This window comes from Novosphingobium sp. PASSN1, from assembly GCF_002278815.1.
Genome location: NZ_NKIS01000001.1, coordinates 196770 through 217719 on the forward strand (window position 1 = coordinate 196770; position 20950 = coordinate 217719).

Below are 20950 nucleotides of genomic sequence, written 5' to 3' on the forward strand. Positions count from 1 at the left end.
ATTTTATGGTTAACCTGCCGAAACCGGCTGTCAAATTTACCGACGCTTTACCCCTCGCGGCCTAAACCTTCACGCGGAAGGCCCATGCCGGGCCGATACGCCGGTTGATTGCGCTGCCATGATCCGCCTGTTCAAGCTCTATATCCCCAACGCGGTGTTCCTGCTGGCACTGCTCGATTTCGTGCTGCTGATCGTTTCTGGCGAACTGGGCTGGACGGTGCGGGCGCACCAGATCGGCATCGATGGCGGCGAAGTGGCGGACCGCTGGATCCCGCTGCTGATCTTTGCCGGGCTCGTCCAGACCGCGATGATTGCGGTGGGGGTCTATGGTTCGGATGCCCTGCGTTCGATGCGCTATGCCACCGCGCGCCTGATGGTGGCGATCAGCCTGGGTATCATCGCGCTGTCGGTCGTCTATTTCATGCTGCCGGGGCGCACGCTGTGGCGGTCCAATCTGTTTTACGCGATGTTCATCGCGATGGCGCTGCTGGTGTTCATCCGCATCCTGCTGGGCGGCCTGCTCGGCACGGCGGTGTTTCGGCGGCGCGTGCTGGTGCTGGGCGCGGGCGACCGGGCCGAACGGCTGCGCCAGTTGGGCGAGAGGATGGAGGCAGGCTTCGTCATCGTCGGCTTTGTCGGGATGAGCGACAGCGCGCCGGTGATCCAGGAAGCGATCAACCGCAACGCGATCCACAATCTCACGCGCTATGTCGAAAACCTCGGCGTCAGCGAAGTGGTGCTGGCGCTGGAAGAGCGGCGCAATGCGCTGCCCTTGAAGGACTTGCTGCGGATCAAGACCACCGGGGTCCATGTCAATGATTTCTCGACATTCATGGAGCGCGAGACGGGCCGCGTCGATCTCGACACGGTCAATCCCAGCTGGCTGATCTTTTCGGACGGGTTTTCCTCCGGCCGGATGATTTCGAGCGCGTTCAAGCGCCTGTTCGATATCTGCGCGAGCCTGCTGCTGCTGGTGTTCACCGCGCCGGTGATCGCGCTGTTTGCATTGCTGGTGAAGGTCGACAGCCGGGGGCCGGCGTTCTTCCGGCAGACCCGTGTCGGGCTCTATGGCCAGAACTTCAGCCTGATCAAGCTGCGCTCGATGCGCACCGATGCCGAAGCCGGAGGCGCGCAGTGGGCGTCCAAGGATGATCCCCGCGTGACCCGCATCGGCAAGCTGATTCGCAAGCTGCGCATCGATGAACTGCCACAGGCGTGGACCGTGCTGAAGGGCGAGATGAGCTTTGTCGGCCCGCGTCCGGAGCGGCCGGAGTTCGTCTCGGGCCTCGAAGACCAGCTGCCGTATTATGCCGAGCGCCACATGGTGAAGCCGGGCATCACCGGCTGGGCGCAGATCAACTATCCCTATGGCGCCTCGATCGAGGATTCGCGCCACAAGCTCGAATACGATCTCTATTACGCCAAGAACTACAGCCCGTTCCTTGATCTCCTGATCCTCCTCCAGACGCTGCGCGTGGTGCTCTGGAACGAGGGTGCGCGCTAGGCGCTGGGCGGATGCACAGCCCGCTGGGATGGACTGGCCTGAGCCAGTGGAGCTACCTCGCCGCAGCGTTCGCGGCGATGCTGCTGACGGTGTGGCTGGCCGAGCGGCGGCGGCGCGGGAAGGAAAGCAGCCGCGCGCTGAGGGCGGCGTTGGCGCTGACGACAGGGTGGGCGCTCGTTACGTCTTCACTCGGACCCAATGCGGCCATCGCGCAAGTGTTCGAGATCGTGCGCAACCTTGGCTGGCTGGTCGTGGTCTACTCGCTGTTCGCACGCGACAACCGCCATACCAGCGTGGTGCAGGTGCGCCCTGTGCTGGCCGTGCTGGCGATGGTCGAGATGATGCAGTTCGTGCTGCTGCTGCTGGCGATCCGCTTTGCCGGGATCGATGCCGCGACGGCGATGATCTTCCAGCTTTCGGTGATGTTCCGCCTGCTGCTGACGACGGGCGCGCTGGTGCTGGTGCACAACCTTTATGTCGGCGCGCTCAGCGGGCAGCGTGATGCGGTGCGCTGGACCGCGCTCGCGCTGGCGCTGATGTGGGGCTACGACCTCAATCTCTATACCATCGCCTATCTCGGCCGCATGGTGCCGATGGAAATGGTGGCGCTGCGCGGTCTCGTGCAGATCGCGGCGATGCTGCTGGTCGCGGTGGGCGCGATGCGCGGCGGCTCGGCGCTGCGGTTTTCGCCGAGCCGGTCGGTAGCGTTCCAGTCGCTCTCGCTGCTGGTGATCGGCGGCTACCTCATCCTCATGGTCGCGGCGGCGCAATCGGTGGCGTGGCTGGGGGGCGATGTCAGCCAACTGGCCCAGCTCGGCTTTGCCTTTGCGACCACGGTGGTGATCCTCGCACTGGTGCCCTCAGGGCGGCTGCGCGGCTGGCTGACCGTGATGCTGGCCAAGCACTTCTTCCAGCACCGCTATGATTACCGCGCCGAATGGCAACGCTTGACCCGCACCATCGGCCGCGCCGGGCCAAATGCCCTGCCGCTGCATGCGCGCGTGGTGCAGGCGCTGGCCGATATCACCGACAGCGCCTCGGGCGTCATGCTGATCCCCGGCGAGGGCGGCGATCTCGTGCTCGCGGCGCGCTGGCAGTGGCCGACGATCGACGTTCCCGCCGAAGCGATGCCAGCCGCGACCGCGCAATTCTTCGAGGCGCGCGGGTTCATCGTCGATCTCGATGAAGTGCGCGCCGGGACCGACCATCAGGGCGAGGGCGCGCTGATGCCGCGCTGGCTGGTGGAGGAACATGGTGCTTGGGCGGTCGTGCCGCTGCTCCATTTCGACCGGCTCGTCGGCCTCGTCGTGCTGGGGCGGCCACCGTTGGCGCGCAAGCTCGATTGGGAGGACTTTGACCTCCTGCGCGTGGTCGGCCAGCAGCTGGCGAGCTATATTGCCGAGCACAACGGGCAGAGCGCGCTGCTGGAGGCGAGCCGGTTCGACGAGTTCAACCGCCGCATCGCCTTCGTGATGCACGATATCAAGAATCTGGCGAGCCAGCTGGCGCTGCTGGCGCGCAATGCCGAGCGTCATGCGGAAAACCCGGCCTTCCGCAAGGACATGCTGGTGACGTTGACCAACGCGGCGGACAAGCTGAATGCCTTGCTCGCCCGCCTTTCGCGCTATGGTGCGGGAGGGGTGCAGCGGCTGGAGATGATCGACGCAGCCGACGTGGTGGAAGCGGTGGCGGCGCGCTACCGCGGGGCCGGGGGCGATTGGACGGTCCATGTGACACCGGGCCAGACATGCCCGATCATGGCCAGCCGCGAGACGCTGGAGCAGGTTCTGGCGCATCTTGTGCAGAACGCGATCGATGCCAGCCAGCCGGGCATGGCGGTGTTTCTCCAGACGCGGACCGACGGCATGACCGGCGTCATCGAGGTTTCCGATACCGGCTGCGGGATGAGCGCGGATTTCGTGCGCAACCGCCTGTTCAAGCCGTTCGTCTCGACCAAATCGGGCGGCTTCGGGATCGGCGCGTTCGAAGCGCGCGAACTGGTGCGGGCGATGAACGGACGGCTGGAAGTGGAAAGCCGCGAGGGCCTTGGCAGCCGCTTTGCGGTGCGCCTGCCGCTGGTGGTGGCGGGCAGCCTTGCAACAATTCCTGACGATCAGTCAGACGACAAAAAGGTGGCGTGATGATTCAGGACCGGCCCCCGAGCACCGTGAAGGCGCTCCCCAAGCTGCTCATCGTCGAGGACGATCCGGGGCTTCAGGCCCAATTGAAGTGGGCCTACGAGGACTTCGAGGTGTTCATCGCGGGCGACCGGCAGACCGCGCTCGCGCTGCTGCGTTCGGAAGAACCGGCGGTGGTGACGCTCGATCTGGGGCTGCCGCCCGATCCCGACGGGACGAGCGAGGGCTTTGCCGTGCTCGATGCGATCATGGCGCTCAAGCCCGATACCAAGGTGATCGTGGCAAGCGGCCACGGCGCGCGGGAAAGCGCGCTTCGGGCGATCCAGCACGGTGCCTATGATTTCTACGCCAAGCCCGTTGATATCGACGCGCTGGGGTTGATCGTGCGGCGCGCGCTGCACTTGCACCGGATCGAGGCGGAGAACCGCCAGCTGGCGGAACGCGCGCCCGAAGGCAACAAGGTGCTGGGCCGCCTGATCACCGGCGCGCCCGAGATGGTGAAAGTGGCGCGCACCATCGAGCGCGTAGCGGGCACCAATGTCTCGGTCATGCTGCTGGGCGCGAGCGGTACGGGCAAGGAACTCCTCGCGCGCGGCGTGCATGAGGCGAGCCCCCGCCGGCAGGGTGCGTTCGTGGCGATCAACTGCGCGGCGATCCCGGAAAACCTCCTCGAAAGCGAGCTGTTCGGCCATGAAAAGGGCGCGTTTACCGGCGCGGTGAAGACCACCGAGGGCAAGATCGAGCAGGCCAGCGGCGGCACGCTGTTCCTCGATGAAGTGGGCGACATTCCCTTTGCACTGCAGGTCAAGCTGCTGCGCTTCCTGCAGGAGCGCACGATCGAGCGCATCGGCGGGCGGCGCTCGATCGAGGTCGACACGCGCATTGTCTGCGCCACGCACCAGAACCTTGAGGCGATGATCACTGACGGCCGCTTCCGCGAGGACTTGTTCTACCGGCTAGCCGAAATCGTCGTGCGCATTCCCAGCCTTGCCGAGCGGCCGGGCGATGCCGGGCTGCTGGCCAAGGCCTTCCTCACGCGGTTTGCCGCCGAGATGAACCCTTCGGTCAAGGGTTTTGCGCCCGATGCCTTGGCGGCCATCGATGCGTGGACCTGGCCGGGCAATGTGCGCGAACTGGAAAACCGGGTGAAGCGCGCGGTGATCATGGCCGATGGCAAGCTGGTGGGCGCCGCCGATCTCGATCTGGCCGAGCCATCCGAGGACGAGGCGAACCCGCTCAACCTCAAGTCCGCGCGCGAGGCGACGGACCGCAAGATGATCCGCCACGCGCTGGCGCGCAGCGAGGGCAATATTTCCAGCACCGCACGGCTGCTGGGGATCAGCCGGCCGACACTCTATGACCTGCTCAAGCAATACGACCTTCAGCATTAAGCGGGCGCCCTGCCTTGCGCTTTGCCTTGCGCTTGGCCTGCTGGTGCTTGCCGGGCCTGCGGTGGGCGCGTCCCAGGTTGAAGATTTGCGCGCCAAGGCACAGGCGGCCATCGAGCGGCGCGATCCGGTCTCGGCGGACGTTTTGCTGCGCGCGGCGATCAAGAACGGGGTGAGCGAGGACGCGCTGCGGGCCCATCTGGGCGCGGCGCTGCTGGCCGAGGGCAACCGGGCAGAGGCGCGCAAAGTGTTGCAGGGCGGCGGCTTTGCGCCCGGCACCGAGGCGCTGGGCTGGCGCGTGCGCGGCCAGATCGCGCTGGCTGAAGGGGACTTGCGCGCAGCCGCTGGCGCGTTTGACGAGGCGCTGCGGGCGAACCCCAACGATTCCGATCTGTGGGTGGCGATTGCCTCGCTGCGTTTTTCAGGCGGCGAGCAGCTGCAATCGGTCGAGGCGGCGGACCGCGCGGTGGCGCTCGATCCGAAGAACGCCCGGGCGCTGGCGTTTCGCGGCCTCCTGATCCGCGAGCAATACGGCCTGGCCGCCGCGCTGCCGTGGTTCGAGGCCGGGCTTCAGGCCAAGCCCGATGATCCGGCGCTGCTGGGCGAATATGCCGCGACGCTGGGTGATATGGGGCAGTACCGCGCGATGCTGATCGTGTGCCGCAAGCTGGCGCAAGTCGATCCGAAGAACCCGCGCCCTGCGTATCTGCAGGCGGTGCTGGCGGCGCGCGCGGGGCAGACGGATCTGGCCCGCACGATCCTGCAGCGCACCGGCACCGCGTTTCGCGACATGCCCGCCGCGATCCTGCTGACGGGCGTGCTGGAATACCGCGCGGGCAACATCAACGTGGCGGTCGAGCAGTTCGACCGGCTGGTGCGGATGCAGCCCGACAATCTGGAGGCGCGGCAGATGCTGCTGCGGGCACTCGCCCGGCAGAACATCGACCAGAAGCGCATCGACCAGACGATCACCGCGCGCTTCGATGGCGATGCGGCGCAGCCCTGGGCAACGCCTTACACGCTGCGGCTGGTGGGCGAGAGCTGGCGGCGGCTGCGGCAGACCGCGCGGGCCGAGGCCTTGTTTGCGCGCGCGGCCCGTCCTGCTGCACATGGTCCCGCGCCGCTGCCGGTGGCCTTCGGCACGGACGTGCTGGGCGCAGCCTATGCCGATGCGCCAAACCAGGCGCAGACGGCGGTGCCCTATATCCGGGCGCTGCTGCGCGATGGCCGTTCTGGCGAAGCGCAGGCTGCGGCCGACCGCTTGCGCGATGCGAATGCCGGCGCGGCCGAGGCGCATCTGCTGGCGGGCGATGTGCGCATCTTGCGCGGCGATGCGGCGGGTGCCTTGGCGGACTATCAGAACGGCGCGGCGATCCGGTTCAACGAACCGGTGCTGCGCCGCATGGACGCGGCCTTGCGCGCACTGGGCCGCACGCGTGATGCCGATGCGATGACCTCGCGCTATCTGGCGCAGAACCCGCAAAGCCTTGCCGCCATGAAGCTGCTCGCGGCAGCATGGGGCGCTGGATCGCGGCAGGATGCCTTTGCGGCTGTCGCGAAGGCGCTTGCCGCACGCGGACAGGCGGCGGCGGTGCACTAAGTCTCGACATTAAGGCTCGACAGGCGCGCAAACGCGCGGCAAACCGCACATTCAATTGAACGGTTAAAACTGTCGGGGTGTGTGATGGCTGGTGCGCTGGAAGGATTGACGGTTCTCGAATTCGCCGGGATCGGGCCGGGGCCTTTCGCCTGCATGATGCTGGCCGACCATGGCGCGAAAGTGATCCGCATCGACCGGCCCTCCAAAGGTGACCGCGTGGGCGATGCCGGCAACCGCGACATTCTCAACCGCAACCGCGTGCGGATCGAGCTCGATCTCAAGGATCCCGCTTCCATCGCCCGCATCCGCGAACTGGTGAAAGAGGCCGATGCGATCATCGAAGGCTATCGCCCCGGCGTGATGGAGCGGCTGGGGCTGGGGCCTGACGTGCTGCTCGCCGACAATCCGCGCCTTGTCTATGGCCGCATGACCGGCTGGGGGCAGGACGGGCCGATGGCACCGCTGGCGGGGCATGACATCAACTACATCGCGCTGGCCGGCGCGCTCCATACCTATGGCGCGGCGGGCGGCAAGCCGCAGTTCCCAGTCAATGCCGTGGGCGATTTCGGCGGCGGCGGCATGGTCATGGCGTTCGGCGTGCTGGCGGGCGTGCTCTCGGCCCAGCGCACCGGCAAGGGTCAGGTGATTGATTGCGCGATGGTTGACGGCGCGGCGATCATTTCGGCGATGACCTGGACCTTCTTCGGCAACGGCCAGTGGAAGGACGAACGCGGGACCAACCTGCTCGACGGCGGCGCGCATTTCTACGACACCTATGAGACGAGCGACGGCAAGTGGATCGCGCTGGGTTCGATCGAGCCGCAGTTCTACGCGCTGCTGATGGAAAAGTCGGGCCTCGGCGCCGATCCGGCTTTCGCCGCGCAGCACGATCAGTCGCAGTGGGGGACGCTCAAGGCCAAGGTTGCCGCCATGATCGCCACCAAGACGCGCGCCGAATGGGAAGCGATCATGGACGGCACCGACATCTGCTTTGCGCCGGTGCTCAGCCTCAAGGAAGCGCCGCATCACCCGCACAACGCGGCGCGCGGCACGTTTGTGGAAGACGGCGGGATGACGATGCCCGCGCCGGCGCCGCGCTTTAGCGCAACGCCTGCGCCTGCGCCGAAGCTGGCATCCGTGCCGCTGGACTGAGGCTTAGGAGTTCACTCCGAACGCAGCGCGTCCTCGATCTCGGCATCGGGGAAGCGCCGCTTGTGGCGGACCGACCACCACATCGAAAGCCCGATCAGCACCGCGCCGATGAGGCCGGTCACCGTCTCGGGAATCGGGATATGCGCCGAGATCAGCATGATCGCCGCCAGCGCAATGATCGCCCAGAACGCGCCGTGCTCAAGGTAGCGGTATTCCGCCAGCGTCCCCTGCCGCACCAGCAGCAGCGTGAGCGAGCGCACGAACATCGCGCCGATGGACAGGCCGAGCGCGATGACGACCATGTTGTTCGAAAGCGCAAACGCGCCGATCACGCCGTCAAAGCTGAACGAGGCGTCGAGCACGTTGAGATAGAGGAAGCCGCCGAGGCCGGACCGCACGACCTGCCCCGCGGCCTTCTGCGCGGCCTCCTGCATTTCGAGCAGGGTGCCGATGGCTTCGACCGCGATGAACGTGACGATGCCGAGCGCACCCGCGCCGAGGAACGTCAGCGCCTCTTCGGGCGGAAGCAGCAGCGAAATGCCATAGAGCCCGCACAGCAGGATCGCGATTTCAGCGGCCTTGATTTCGGCGAACAAGGCCAGGCGGCTTTCCAGCCAGGTGATCCAGTGCACGTCCTTCTCGCCATCGAAGAAGAACGAGAGGCCGACCATCGCGAGGAACGCGCCGCCAAAGCCGGCAATGCCGACATGGGCGCTGGAAACGATGGCTTCATAGCGCGCAGGCTCGGTCAGCGAGATGCGCACAGCTTCGACCGGGCCGATGCCTGCCGCAATCGCCACGATGGCCAGCGGAAACACGATGCGCATGGCAAACACCGCGATCACCATGCCCCACGTCAGGAAGCGGCGCTGCCACACCGGGTCCATCTCGCCCAGCACTGCGGCGTTGACCACGGCGTTGTCGAACGAGAGCGAAATCTCGAGCACCGAGAGCATCACCACGATCCACAGCATCGCCAGCGTGGCGGGCACGGATGCGGTCTGCATCCAGCCATAGGCTGCGGCGAGTGCGAGGCACACGAGGGTGAAGGCGATCGATCCGCCAAAGTTCTTGAGCAAAAGCTGGTCCCGTCAGAGCCGGAGGGCTGGTCGCTGCCCCTTACTTCGGCTGATACGTCTGTTCCACCCCCGGAAAAGTGCGAGCGCGCACTTCGGCGGCATAGGTCGCGGCGGCGGCGGAAATCGTTTCGGCCAGCTGCTCGTATATCTTCACGAAGCGCGGGGTGCGATCAAACATGCCCAGCATGTCGTCGGTCACCAGCACTTGCCCGTCGCACTGCGCCGAAGCGCCGATGCCGATGGTGGGGCAGGGCACGGCCTGCGTGATGGCAATCGCGAGTGGCTCGACCACGCCTTCGACGACGATGGCAAAGGCCCCGGCCTCGGCAATCGCGCGCGCGTCGCCCACGATCTTCTCCGCCTCCGCCGCGCTGCGTCCTCGCGCGTTGTAGCCGCCGAGGACGTTGACCGCCTGCGGGGTGAGGCCGACATGGCCCATCACTGGAATGCCGCGCGCGACAAGGAAGGCGACCGTTTCGGCCATCGCGACCCCGCCTTCGAGCTTCACCGCATCGCAGCCGGTTTCCTTGAGCAGGCGCGAGGCGCTTTCGAAGGCCTGCTGCGGCGAGCCTTCGTAGGCCCCAAAGGGCATGTCGACCACGACCGCCGCGTGATAGGAGCCGCGCACGACCGCCGCGCCATGCGCGCACATCATGTCGAGCGTGACGGGCACGCTGGAAGGCAGGCCATAGATCACCTGGCCGAGCGAATCCCCCACCAGCAGCAGATCGCAATGCGCATCGAGCAACTGCGCCTGCCGGGCGGTGTAGGCAGTCAGCATCACCACCGGCTGCGCGGTGACGCCGTCCACTTTGCGCTGGCGGATGCCGGGAATGTTGAGCCGCTTCATCGGCGCGGGCGTGGGGTGCGCGCGGCTGGTGGCGGTGTCGAGCACGTAAGTCGTGGACATGGCGGTTTCCTGCGTTTTGGCCCGCACTTCTAGAGCAATGGCATAAAGCCGCAAGGCTTGGCCCGTTCCGGTGTCCCGGTGCTGGGCAGGCAAGCACGTGTCTGGGGAAAAAGCGCTTTGCGCCTGCGCTTGGCGGCGCTAGCACTTGTGTCAGCAACCTGGTTACCGGCCAGCCATGCGATTGCCAGCATCATTGCGGGGTGCGGCAGCAGCGGCGGCGGACCAAGGCGGGAGAAATCAATGTTTGGTCGCGTCAAACCACTCGACGCCATTCTTGCAACTGCCGAGAAGAAATCGCTGCATCGCTCGCTCGGCGCCTTCCAGCTTACCATGCTCGGCGTTGGCGCCGTGATCGGCACCGGCATCTTCGTGCTGACCGCCGAAGCCGCGCAAAAGGCTGGCCCCGGCATGATGGTCAGCTTCATCATCGCCGGGTTCGTCTGCGCGGTGGCGGCGCTCTGCTACGCCGAGATGGCCGCGATGGTGCCGGTTTCGGGCTCTGCCTACACTTACAGCTACGCCGTGATGGGCGAACTCGTCGCGTGGATGGTCGGCTGGGCGCTGATCCTCGAATATGCGATTGCGGCAGGTGCGGTTTCGGTCGGCTGGTCGGGCTACATGATCGGGTTCATCCAGCACAGTTTCCACATAACCGTTCCGCTGGAATTCGTGCGCGGGCCGTTTGATGGCGGGCTGATCAATCTGCCGGCGATGGCAATCGCGGCGGTGATCACGGGTCTCCTCGTGCTTGGCACCAAGGAAAGCGCCACGGTCAACGCGGTGCTGGTGGCGATCAAGATCGCGGCGCTCTCGATGTTCGTGGTGCTCACCCTGCCGGTGATCCAGACGGGCAAGTTCGTGCCGTTCGCGCCGCTTGGCTTTGCCGGGATTTCGGGCGCGGCAGCCTCGATCTTCTTTGCCTACGTCGGCTTCGATGCGGTCTCCACCGCGGCGGAGGAGACCAAGAATCCGCAGCGAAATATGCCGATCGGCTTGATCGGCAGCCTTGCGATCTGCACCGTGTTCTACATGCTGGTCGCCGCTGGTGTGATCGGTACGGTCGGCGCGCAGCCTATGTTCGGCCCGTCTGGTGAGGCGCTTTCGCCCGGAACGCCTGCGCTTTCGGCCGCTTGCGCTGCGATCCAGGAAAACGCGGTGGTATGCTCGAAGGAAGCGCTGGCCTGGACGCTGCGTTCGGTTGGCTATCCCTTCGTCGGCTGGCTGGTCGGTGCTGCTGCCATTCTGGCGCTGCCCTCCGTCATCCTGATGATGATGTTCGGCCAGACCCGCATCTTCTTCGTGATGAGCCGCGATGGCCTGCTGCCCGAGTTCTTCTCGCGGATTCACCCCAAGTTCCACACCCCGCACGTGATCACGATGCTTACCGGCGTGTTCGTGGCGCTGTTTGCGGCGTTCTTCCCCGTGGGCCTGCTGGCTGACGTGTCGAACTCCGGCACGCTGTTCGCCTTTGCCGCGGTTTCGATTGCGGTGCTGGTGCTGCGGCGCACCGATGCAAAGCGGCACCGTCCGTTCCGCACGCCCGCCGTGGCGTTGGTCGCGCCGATCTCGATCGCGGGCTGCATCTACCTGTTCTTCAGCCTCTCGCGGGAGACGATCCTGCTGTTCTTTGGCTGGGCGCTGGTCGGACTGGTGATCTATTACACCTACAGCCGCAGCCGCAGCCATCTGGGCCGCGGCACGGTGGAGGTCCATGAGACGGACGATGACATTCCGCCGCAGTCGGTGCCGCCGATCTCCTGATCGGACATCGCATTACACGGCAAGAAGGGCCGCTTCTCTCCGGGGAAGCGGCCTTTTTGCATCGAAGGGCAGGGCGCGCGGGGAGGTGCTTGCATGACGTGAGAATAAGAACATAATGGGAACATGAGCCGAATCGAAGCCTCTTCCCAAATCCATGTTCTTTCCCCGCCGCTGCCCGCCGGATTGCGGCGCGGGCCTGCGTTCCGTGTCCTGTCTGGTGCCAAATCCGCCCGCTGGAAGCCGGGCGGCGCGACCGGGTGCCGCCACACCGAAGTCTTTGCATCCGGCGGGGATGGCGCAGGCGCGGCGCTGGCGCTCGCCCTCGCGCGCGATGCCCGGAATGCCGATGCGCCCGATCAGGAGGGCGATCAGCGCCCCTGGTTGTGGGTGCAGGACAAGGCAGCCCTGCGGCTTTCGGGGCGGCCCTATCGCCCCGGCCTGCCAGAGCATCTGCGCCACCGCTTGATCCACGTTGCCGCCATGACGCCGGAAGACGCGCTCTTCGCGCTGGAGGAAGGGCTGCGCTGCCGCGATCTCGCCTTCGTGATCGGCGAAATTGCGGGCAATCCCCGCGCGCTCGATTTCACCGCCTCGCGCCGCCTCAGCCTTGCGGCGGAAAAGCATGGCACCGCGCTGTGGCTGGTGCGGCTGGATGCGCGGGCCGATCTCGGCTCGGCGCGGATGCGCTGGCGGGCCGCCGCTGCGCCTTCACTGCCGCCGCGCTGGAACCCGCAGGCGCCCGGCCGCCCCGCATGGGAAGCCGAGCTGTTCCGCGCCCATACCTTTCAACCCGGACACTGGACCTTGCGCGATGACGGCAATGCTCTCACCGTCGCTCCCATCACAAACCCCGGCGCGCCGGATCATGGCGATCTGGTGCACGGGACTGGCGCTCGATCGCTGGCGGCTGGCTGAAGGCTGCGCGGCGGGTGAGGGGGTGGACGCCGCTCCGCTCGCGCTGATCGCCGAAACCGCCCATGGCCCGCGCATCGCGGCGGTGAACGCGGCGGGGGCAGAGCAGGGCGTGCGCATGGGCGCGATGCTGGCGGATGCGCGCACGCTTTGCCCGCAGCTTGCCGTGCGCCCGGCCGATCCTGCCGGAGACCTTGCCTTTCTGGAGAACCTCGCGCTCTGGGCGCAGCGCTGGGGGCCGTGGTCCGCGCTCGATCCGCCGGACGGCCTGATCGTCGATACGACCGGCGTCGCCCACTTGTTCGGCGGAGAAGCCGCGCTCCTGGCAGACGCGCGCGTGCAACTGCGGCGGCGCGGCCTCATGGCGCGCGCGGCGATTGCACCCACGGCAGGCGCGGCGTGGGCGCTCGCGCATTACGGGCCGGATTCTGCAGTGCTTGCAGGCGATGCGATACTGGAGCGGCTTGGCCCTCTCCCGGTTGCGGCGCTGCGGCTGGATGAGGATGTCCTGCTGCTCCTGCGCCGTCTTGGCCTCAAACGGCTGGAGGATCTGGCGGACATTGGGCGTGAGGCGCTGGCCCGGCGCTTCCGCACCCGCCGCTCGCCCGGAGCGAACCCGCTGGTGCGGCTCGATCAACTGCTGGGCCGCGTGCCCGAACCGCTGCTGCCGGTGATCGCGGCGGACCAGCCGATGGTGCAACGCCGCCTGATGGAGCCGATCCGCCACCGCCCGCTACTCGACCGCGTGCTCGCCGATCTCGCCGAAGACATGGCGCGCGCGCTCGAAGCGCGCGGTGAGGGCGCGCGGCGGCTCGAACTGGCGGCGTGGAAGGTTGATGGCGATGTGCTGGTGCGGCGGCTGGAAATGGCGGCGGCCACGCGCGATCCTGCACATGTCTGCCGTCTGTTTGCGGCGCGGCTCGATGATCTCGATGCGGGGTTCGGCATCGAACTCGTGCGCCTTCTCGCCCCGTGGACCGAACCGCTGGCGCTCGCGCAGGCCGATCTCGATGCGGCGGCGGAGCGCCACGGCACCAGCCTTGCCGCCTGCCTTGACCGGCTGACCGTGCGGCTGGGCGAGGGGGCCGTGCGCCGCCCGCTGCCGCGCGCGAGTCACTTGCCCGAACGCGCGCAGCGCTGGGCACCGCCGCTGGACCCGCAGCCCGGCCTTCAGGAAGACTTCGCCTTCCACGAACGCCCCCTGAAGCTGCTCGACAGGCCCGAGCCCATCGCGGTGATCTATGAAGCGCCGGACGGGCTCCCCCGCCTGTTCCGCTGGCGGGGCGGCGTCCATGAAATCGCGCGCGCCGAAGGGCCGGAGCGCATCGCGCCCGAATGGTGGCGCGAACGGGGGACCGTGCGCCTGCGCGATTACTACCGCATCGAGGACAGCACGGGCCGGCGCTACTGGATCTATCGCCACGGCCTGCCCGGCGATGGCCGCGGCGGCGCGCCCGAATGGTTCCTGCAGGGGCTCTCCGCGTGAATGCCTGAAGGCCCGCTTACCCCCGGCAGACGGCATGTTTCGCCCGAGGAAGAGCGAGGCGCACCCGCACGCGCGCCGTTCGTCGAGCTGGGCCTCGTCACCTGCTTCTCGTTCCTGCGCGGCGCGTCCGATCCGGTCGATCTCGTGCTCGCGGCGCACCGCCTCGGTTATGACGCCATGGGCGTCGCGGACGCCAATTCGATGGCGGGCGTGGTGCGCATCCACGGCGAGGCCAAGGCGCTGGGCCTGCGTCCGGTGATCGGCTGCAGGATCGAGACGGTCGAGGGCCTCGCCTTCCTCGCCTACCCGGCTGACCGCACCGCCTATGGCCGCCTCTGCCGCCTGATCTCCGCCGGACGCATGGCGCGGCTCGATGGCGAATGGCAGGCCAAGGGCGTCTGCGAGATCGACCTCGCGCTGCTGGCGGCGCACAGCGAGGGCGTCCACCTGGTGCTGCTGCCGCCCGTAGATCTGGAGCAGGTATTCACGGCCCGGATCGCCAGCAATGTCGTGCCTCTGCGTGAAGGGCCGGTGCAGACTATCGACATGGCATCCCTCTCTTTTCCCGCGCTTCTCCCCCACCTTGTCCACAGCCTGCCCAGCCTGCGCCACCTCGCGGCCAGCTATCTCTACAGCGGTGACGATATCGCCCGGATCAATGCGCTCGATGCCATGGCCCGCGAACATGGACTTGCGCTCCTCGCCACCAACGACGTCCACTATCACGAAGCGGCGCGGCGGCCCTTGCAGGATGTGATGACGGCCATTCGCCACAAGACGACCGTCGCACGCGCCGGGCACCTGCTGCACCCCAATGCCGAGCGGCACCTCAAATCGCCCGCAGAAATGCTCCGCCTGTTCGAACGCTGGCCCCACGCGATCACCGCTGCGCGCGCGCTGGCCGATGCCTGCACCTTCAGCCTTGAGGAACTGCGCTACGAATATCCGGAGGAAATCTGCCCCGAGGGCCGCACTCCGCAAGACTGGCTGGAGGAGCAGACCTGGGCCGGAGCGGACGGGCGCTATCCCTCCGGCGTGCCCGGCAGCGTGCGCGATACGCTGGCGCGCGAACTGGCGTTGATCGCCAAGCTGAACCTCGCAACCTACTTTCTGACCATCAAGGATATCGTTGATTTTGCCCGTAATCAGGATCCGCCGATCCTGTGCCAGGGGCGCGGCTCGGCGGCCAATTCGGCGGTGTGCTATTGCCTTGGCATCACGGCGGTGGACCCCGCACGCCATGCCCTGCTGTTTGACCGGTTCATTTCCGAGGAGCGCAAGGAGCCGCCCGACATCGACGTCGATTTCGAGCACGAGCGGCGCGAGGAAGTGATCCAGTACATCTACCGCCGCTTTGGCCGCCAGCGCGCCGGGCTTTGCGCCACGGTGATCCACTACCGCCCGCGCATGGCGATCCGCGAAGTGGGCAAGGCGATGGGTCTGTCGGAGGACGTGACCGCCGTGCTCGCGCGCACCGTGTGGGGCGGGTGGGGCAGCGAGATTGCCGAGAAGAATGTGGCGCAGGCCGGGTTGGACCTTAGCGATCCGCACCTCAGGCGGGTTCTGAAGCTCACCGAACAGATGATTGGGATGCCCCGCCATCTCTCGCAGCATGTCGGCGGATTTATCCTCACGCAGGGTCCGCTGACCGAGACGGTGCCGATCGGCAATGGCGCCATGGCGGACCGCAGTTTCATCGAATGGGACAAGGACGATATCGACGCGCTTGGCATCCTCAAAGTCGATGTCCTCGCGCTGGGAATGCTGACCTGCATCCGCAAATGCCTCGATCTGCTGAGCGAACATCATGGCCGCGACCTCACGCTCGCGACGGTGCCGCGCGAGGATCCCGAGACCTACGCGATGCTGCGCAAGGGCGATTCGCTGGGGGTATTTCAGGTGGAAAGCCGCGCGCAGATGAACATGCTGCCGCGCCTGCGCCCGCGTGAGTTCTACGATCTTGTCATTCAGGTCGCCATTGTCCGCCCGGGGCCGATCCAGGGCGATATGGTGCACCCCTACCTCAGGCGGCGGCGGGGGGAGGAGGCCGTGAGCATTCCCGCGCCCGGCCCCGCGTTCGGCCCGCCGGACGAGCTGACCTCGATCCTTGCGCGCACATTGGGCGTGCCGATCTTTCAGGAACAGGCGATGAAGATCGCGCTCGATGCCGCCAAGTTTTCCGGCGCGGAGGCCAACCGGCTGCGCAAGGCGATGGCCACGTTCCGCAGCCGGGGCATGGTCGATGAACTGCAGGACATGATGGTCGAACGCATGACCGCGCGCGGCTATGACCGCGATTTCGCGCAGCGCTGCTTCAACCAGATCCGGGGCTTCGGCGAATACGGTTTTCCCGAAAGCCACGCCGCCAGCTTCGCGCACCTCGTCTATGTTTCCAGCTGGCTCAAGTGCCACTATCCGGCGGCGTTCGCCTGCGGCTTGCTCAATTCGCAGCCGATGGGCTTCTACGCGCCCGCGCAGATCGTGCGCGATGCGGCGGAGCATGGGGTCACAGTGCTGCCGGCGGATGTGAACCGCTCGATGTGGGACTGCACGTTGGAGCGGGAAGGGGAAGTTCTCCGCCTTGGCCTCAGGCAGATTGACGGCCTGCCCGAACATGTTGCCGCCGCGCTGGTTTCGGCGCGCGAGGCGGGGGGCGCATTTGCCGATGCCGGGGCGCTCAAGGCGCGCGCCGGGCTCTCGCCCGCGCTGATCGAGCGGCTCGCGGCGGCCGATGCGCTGGGTTCGCTTGGCCTCTCGCGGCGGCAGGCGCTGTGGGAGGCGCGCAGCCTGATCGCCGCGCCGCCGCTGCCGCTGTTTGCTGCCGCCGATGCGCGCGAGGAGGGGGCCGAACGGGCGCGCACGCGGCTGCCTGCGATGCCGCTGTCCGAAGAAGTCGTCGCCGATTACCAGACGCTGCGGCTTTCGCTGAAGGCCCACCCGATGGCCTTCCTGCGCGCAGATCTTGCCGAACGCGGCTTCGTGCGCGCGGCGGATTTGCGCGATCGCAAGGTGCGCTCGATGGTGCGCGTGGCGGGCGTCGTGCTGGTGCGCCAGCAGCCGGGCAGCGCCAAGGGCGTGTGCTTCATCACGCTGGAGGACGAGACGGGCGTGATCAACCTCGTAATCTGGCCCGACCTGAAGGAGAAGCAGCGCAGCGTGGTGATGGGCGCGCGGCTGATGGAAGTGCGCGGGCGCGTGGAATACGACGATGAGGTGATCCACGTGATCGCCCAGCACCTGACCGATGCGAGCGAGGGCCTCGCGCGGCTTTCCGACGATGCGCTACAGCCCGCGATGGCCCGCGCCGACGAGGTGAACCGGCCCATACCCGGCCGCGTCCCACCCCCCGCGCGCAGCCATCCGCGCGATGTGCGGGTTATTCCGAAATCCCGCGATTTTCACTGAAGGCATCTGCCACAATTGCGCCGCGAGCCCGGCCTAGTGGCGGCGCATGGAGATCATCAGACTGCAACCGGACGACGCGCCGCGCTTCCTCGCGCTGCGCCGCGCCATGTTCGACACCGAAGCGATGAGCTTTCGCGGCGCCGCCGCCGATGATGCCGCGCTGGGCGAGGCGGCCTGGCGCGAGCGGCTGGCGCGCGATCATGTCTGCGCCGTCGTGCAGGATGGCGAATGGCTGGCCATCGGCGGGCTCAGCCGCCTTGCCGGGCAGAAGCTCGATCACAAGGGCCTCGTCTGGGGCATGTACGCACTGCCCGCCGCGCGCGGCACGGGCGCGGCGGCGCGCATTCTCGATACCCTGGAAGACGCCGCCCGCGCCATCGGCCTGCGGCAGTTGCAACTCACCCTGATGGCCGACAACCTGCGCGCGCGCCGCGTCTACGAACGCCACGGTTATGTGCTCTATGCGATCGAACCGGACTCGGCGCGACGCGGCGATGTCTATGCCGATGAAGCGCTGATGTGGAAGCGGCTGTAGCTCAGGTCCGCAGCCGCTCTATCCCCTGCGCGAGCGCCACGTAGAGCTTGCCCATGTCGGAGGAGAGCAGCGTCACGCCCAGCGCATGGCCGTCGCGCGTGGAGAGCAGCTGGCGCAGCATCGCTTCGAAATCGTGGATGTAGCGGTTCACGTGGCCGCGGAACTCGGTGTCGGTCTCGTAGTGCTGCTGCACCGCGCGGGCTTCGTTGTTTTCGAGCAGGCTGACGGCGCGGCGGGTGAAGATGCCGCGATCACCGCGCAAGTATGAGGCCCAGGCGGTTTCCGAGACGTCCGCCGAGAGCACTTTGGCGATGTCGATCGACGCGGAATTGAGCGATTCGGTGATCAGCGCGGTGCGGCGGGCGAAGTCGTTGTCGATCTGCTCTTCGGCGCGTTCGCGGGCGCGGGAGACGCGGTTTTCGAGGTTGCCCGCCAGTTCGTCGACCTTGGCAAGCTGATCGCGCATCTGGATCGCGGTTTCGCGGCTCGCGGCGGCGGCGCTGTCGATCGCTTCTTCGAGCCGGGCGACGAGTTCGGCCCCGCGGCCCTGCAGCACGCGGACAATGGCGCCGGAAAGCTGGCCGTCGATATCCTGCGAAAGCGCCTGGGTATCCTCGCGCGCGGCGCTGAGCAGCGTGCGCAGTTCGGTGAGCCGGGCTTCCTGCTCGGCGCTTTGCGCGGCCAGCGTCTTCTGCATCCGCGCCAGTTCCGAGGTGGCGGCCTTGAGGCCGGTCCGCGTGCTGTCGACATCCTGTGCAAGCGCGCGTCCGGTCTCCCCGGCTTCGCCCAGCGTGGTGCGCATCCGCTCGATCCGGTTTTCGAACGCGCCAAGGCCTGCTTCGGCGCTGCCCAGCGCTGCGGGCAGTGCGGTGCCGGCATGTTCGCCGCCGGCCTGAATCAGTTCGAGCAGGCGGAAGGCCGAGGTTGTCAGCGTCCCGATCTGCCCATCGGTGCCGGCGAGAGCTTCGCGCAGGTCCACCAGCCGCTGGTTCAAGGCGGTGAGCGCGCGCTCGATGGTGGTGGCGGCACTGTCGCCCGTCTCGCCCGAAGCCTTGAGCACATCGCTGAAGGCGGCAACTTGCGCGGCCATCGCCTCGCACTGCGTGCCGAGCGCGTGCGTTTCCTCAAGCTGGCGCTGACGCTGCGCTTCCACCGCCGTATCGAGTTCGGCAAGCTTGCGGGCAAGGGCTTCTGCCGATTCGGCGCCGGCTGCAGCCATGGCGCTGCGGCGCGCGGCGATGGCGCTGTCGATATCGGCAAAGCTCTGCGTGAGCGCGGCGCGCTGCTCGGCGGCGGCCACTTCCAGATTGGCGCGGCGGCCCGCGAGCTGCATGTCGAGCGTGGCGGCATCTTCGGCAAGGCGGCGCGCGAGATCGGCGGCGCTCTCCTCGAACGCGGCAAGCCGGTCACGCGAAGCGGCAATCTGCGCCTCGTGATCGCTGCCCAGCGCTTCAAGCGCATGGCGCAGCGCGGTGAGCTGGGTTTCGGACCGCTCGGCAAACTGGCGCAGCGCGGTATCTTCGGCGCTGGTGAGCGAGCGGCTGAACGTGCCGCTTTCGGCGCGCATCGCGGCAAAGCGGGCACCCAGTGCGGCGAGTGTGTCTTCCTCGCTCTGGATGATCGCCTCGCGCTGCCGGACCAGTTCCTCGTTCAGCGTTTCGGCGCGTGCGCGGATCGCGGCCAGCGCGGCGACTTCTTCGCCATCGAGCCGCTCGCGGTGGGCCTGAGCCCCGGTTTCGAGCGCGGCTAGGCGCTCCGCGCTGTGTTCGGTGATCCGCGCGGCGCTTTCCTCGAACGCGGCGAGCGCAGCGTCGACCCGCTCGCGCACTGTGCCGACCTGCCGTTCGCTGGCGATGCCGAATTCGTTGAGCCGCTGGAACCCGGCGACGAGATCTTCAAGCTGGCTGTGGGCCGTGCGCCCGGCATTGGCGATGGTGTTGGTGACGTCCTTGGCGGAATTGGCGATCACCGGCAGCTGGCCGCGCAGCTTTTCCATGTTTTCAAGCGCATGATCGGAAACGGTGCCGATCCGATCGACTTGCGCGCCGTTGCTGGCGATGAGGCCCTGCAACTGCCCGGCGCTGCCACTGATCCGCTCCACCGCGACACGGCCCAGCGATTCCAGATCGCGGCCTTGCGCGGCGATGAAATCCCGTGCGAGCGAGAGTTCGGTGTTCACGGCAGAGAGCCGCCGTTCCAGCCGCTGCGATTCGAGGCTGAGAAGCTGGGCCGCATCGCCGAAGCGCGCCACTTCGCGGCGGCTGTTGCGGCGCACGAGGAGCAGCGCGACGAGCACGACCAGCACCGGCGCCGACCATGCCGACACGAGGCTGGTCCATTGGGCCAGCGCAAGGTCCAGCGGCTGCGTCTGCTGGATCAGGGCCAGGTTGCCCATCACGAAAGCGGCGGTCCACGCCGCGATCAGCGCCCCGCCGATGGCGAGGCCGAGCCATTCGCGCTCAAGCTGCGGGCTCGCTTCGGCCTCATCGTCCCAATCGGCGGCGCTGGCTTCAGTGCCGGGCGCAATTGCCCAGCCCGGCTCGCCCGCGTCGTCCGCGACAGCTGGAATTGCGGCGCCTTCGTCCAGCCCGCTTTCGATGGCGATGATCTTTCTGCCCCCTGACATGTCGGCATGCTTAACACACTTCGCCCGGCGGCTTAAAGGCAACTTAACCGATTACCGATCATACCGGCACGATGGCTTACCTTGGCGATGCAATCGATGCCCATCTGGCAGTGGCGACCGGTGATGATCCGGCGCTGTTTCGCGAACTGCGCGCGGCGTTTGCCGAAAGCGCGCGGCGGCAGCTGGATCTGCTGGGCCGGGCGCGCTGCGATGGCAACTGGGAAATGGCGGCGCTGCGGCTCAAGAGCCTTGCCGCAACCTTTCACGCAGAGGATCTGATCGCCGCGGCGGAAGAGGCCTTGCAAGGCGCGCCGGGCGAACCGGCCATCCTGCGCCGGATTGCCGCCCTGCTCGATTCAATCGAGCCAACTGCCGAACTCGATTCGATAGAGCCTACCGCCTGATACGCCGCCGCGCTTGGCATTGCGGCCCTGCGCCCCTACCATAGGGGAAA

Annotated in this window: 14 protein-coding genes; 11 read left to right on the forward strand and 3 right to left on the reverse strand. The window is 67.3% G+C overall.

Features of this window, described 5'->3' with window-relative positions:
* The first annotated feature begins 118 nt into the window (after positions 1-118).
* The 5 genes from CFE35_RS00875 to CFE35_RS00895 all read left to right on the forward strand — a co-directional run bounded on the left by CFE35_RS00875 (position 119) and on the right by CFE35_RS00895 (position 7782).
* Positions 119-1504, forward strand: coding sequence for a TIGR03013 family XrtA/PEP-CTERM system glycosyltransferase (locus CFE35_RS00875; RefSeq protein ID WP_292926972.1), 1386 nt, complete (start codon positions 119-121; stop codon positions 1502-1504).
* Between the two features lie 11 nt (positions 1505-1515).
* Positions 1516-3645 carry an XrtA/PEP-CTERM system histidine kinase PrsK gene (gene prsK, locus CFE35_RS00880; RefSeq protein ID WP_292926974.1) on the forward strand — a complete coding sequence of 710 codons (2130 nt, stop codon included), beginning with the start codon at positions 1516-1518 and terminating at the stop codon, positions 3643-3645.
* The gene (gene prsR, locus CFE35_RS00885; RefSeq protein ID WP_292926976.1) at positions 3645-5033 is read left to right on the forward strand and encodes a PEP-CTERM-box response regulator transcription factor; all 1389 of its coding nucleotides are present in this window, start codon (positions 3645-3647) and stop codon (positions 5031-5033) included. The genes prsK and prsR overlap by 1 nt, the downstream gene beginning before the upstream one ends.
* 61 nt (positions 5034-5094) lie before the next feature.
* Positions 5095-6630 carry a tetratricopeptide repeat protein gene (locus CFE35_RS00890; RefSeq protein ID WP_292926978.1) on the forward strand — a complete coding sequence of 512 codons (1536 nt, stop codon included), beginning with the start codon at positions 5095-5097 and terminating at the stop codon, positions 6628-6630.
* 84 nt (positions 6631-6714) lie between these two features.
* Entirely contained in the window at positions 6715-7782 is a 1068-nt protein-coding gene (locus tag CFE35_RS00895; RefSeq protein ID WP_292926980.1) for a CaiB/BaiF CoA-transferase family protein, read from the forward strand.
* Positions 7783-7793: 11 nt separating this feature from the next.
* Here the strand turns inward: CFE35_RS00895 and CFE35_RS00900 are convergent, their stop codons facing one another.
* A complete protein-coding gene (locus CFE35_RS00900; protein WP_292926982.1) occupies positions 7794-8861 on the reverse strand; it encodes a DUF475 domain-containing protein in 1068 nt (355 codons plus the stop codon).
* Positions 8862-8901: 40 nt separating this feature from the next.
* Entirely contained in the window at positions 8902-9771 is an 870-nt protein-coding gene (gene panB, locus CFE35_RS00905) for a 3-methyl-2-oxobutanoate hydroxymethyltransferase (protein ID WP_292926984.1), read from the reverse strand.
* A 240-nt stretch (positions 9772-10011) separates the two neighbouring features.
* On the opposite strand from panB, the gene CFE35_RS00910 reads away from it, so the two are divergent.
* The 5 genes from CFE35_RS00910 (at position 10012) to CFE35_RS00930 (ending at position 17870) form a co-directional block, all read left to right on the forward strand.
* Positions 10012-11532, forward strand: a complete 1521-nt coding sequence (locus tag CFE35_RS00910) for an amino acid permease (protein WP_292926986.1) — start codon at positions 10012-10014, stop codon at positions 11530-11532.
* 123 nt (positions 11533-11655) lie between these two features.
* Positions 11656-12447: a hypothetical protein gene (locus CFE35_RS00915; protein ID WP_292926988.1), complete on the forward strand. Its 792-nt coding sequence runs from the start codon at positions 11656-11658 to the stop codon at positions 12445-12447.
* Entirely contained in the window at positions 12398-13930 is a 1533-nt protein-coding gene (locus CFE35_RS00920) for a DUF6504 family protein (protein WP_292926990.1), read from the forward strand. The genes CFE35_RS00915 and CFE35_RS00920 overlap by 50 nt, the downstream gene beginning before the upstream one ends.
* Positions 13931-17335 carry an error-prone DNA polymerase gene (locus tag CFE35_RS00925; protein ID WP_292926992.1) on the forward strand — a complete coding sequence of 1135 codons (3405 nt, stop codon included), beginning with the start codon at positions 13931-13933 and terminating at the stop codon, positions 17333-17335.
* Between the two features lie 46 nt (positions 17336-17381).
* Positions 17382-17870 carry a GNAT family N-acetyltransferase gene (locus CFE35_RS00930; RefSeq protein WP_292926994.1) on the forward strand — a complete coding sequence of 163 codons (489 nt, stop codon included), beginning with the start codon at positions 17382-17384 and terminating at the stop codon, positions 17868-17870.
* 1 nt (position 17871) lies between these two features.
* Here the strand turns inward: CFE35_RS00930 and CFE35_RS00935 are convergent, their stop codons facing one another.
* Complete coding sequence (locus CFE35_RS00935) at positions 17872-20496, reverse strand: hypothetical protein (RefSeq protein ID WP_292926996.1); 2625 nt, start codon at positions 20494-20496, stop codon at positions 17872-17874.
* 71 nt (positions 20497-20567) lie between these two features.
* Between CFE35_RS00935 and CFE35_RS00940 the strand changes: the two genes are divergently transcribed.
* On the forward strand, positions 20568-20900 hold the full coding sequence (locus CFE35_RS00940; RefSeq protein WP_292926998.1) for an Hpt domain-containing protein: 333 nt from the start codon (positions 20568-20570) through the stop codon (positions 20898-20900).
* Positions 20901-20950 lie beyond the last annotated feature (50 nt).

Coding starts and splice junctions, on each gene's coding strand:
- CFE35_RS00875 (WP_292926972.1), top strand. CDS start 119: ATGATCCGCCTGTTCAAGCTCTATATCCCCAACGCGGTGTTCCTGCTG.
- prsK (WP_292926974.1), top strand. CDS start 1,516: ATGCACAGCCCGCTGGGATGGACTGGCCTGAGCCAGTGGAGCTACCTC.
- prsR (WP_292926976.1), top strand. CDS start 3,645: ATGATTCAGGACCGGCCCCCGAGCACCGTGAAGGCGCTCCCCAAGCTG.
- CFE35_RS00895 (WP_292926980.1), top strand. CDS start 6,715: ATGGCTGGTGCGCTGGAAGGATTGACGGTTCTCGAATTCGCCGGGATC.
- panB (WP_292926984.1), bottom strand. CDS start 9,771: ATGTCCACGACTTACGTGCTCGACACCGCCACCAGCCGCGCGCACCCC.
- CFE35_RS00910 (WP_292926986.1), top strand. CDS start 10,012: ATGTTTGGTCGCGTCAAACCACTCGACGCCATTCTTGCAACTGCCGAG.
- CFE35_RS00915 (WP_292926988.1), top strand. CDS start 11,656: ATGAGCCGAATCGAAGCCTCTTCCCAAATCCATGTTCTTTCCCCGCCG.
- CFE35_RS00920 (WP_292926990.1), top strand. CDS start 12,398: ATGGCGATCTGGTGCACGGGACTGGCGCTCGATCGCTGGCGGCTGGCT.
- CFE35_RS00925 (WP_292926992.1), top strand. CDS start 13,931: ATGCCTGAAGGCCCGCTTACCCCCGGCAGACGGCATGTTTCGCCCGAG.
- CFE35_RS00930 (WP_292926994.1), top strand. CDS start 17,382: ATGGAGATCATCAGACTGCAACCGGACGACGCGCCGCGCTTCCTCGCG.
- CFE35_RS00935 (WP_292926996.1), bottom strand. CDS start 20,496: ATGTCAGGGGGCAGAAAGATCATCGCCATCGAAAGCGGGCTGGACGAA.
- CFE35_RS00940 (WP_292926998.1), top strand. CDS start 20,568: ATGGCTTACCTTGGCGATGCAATCGATGCCCATCTGGCAGTGGCGACC.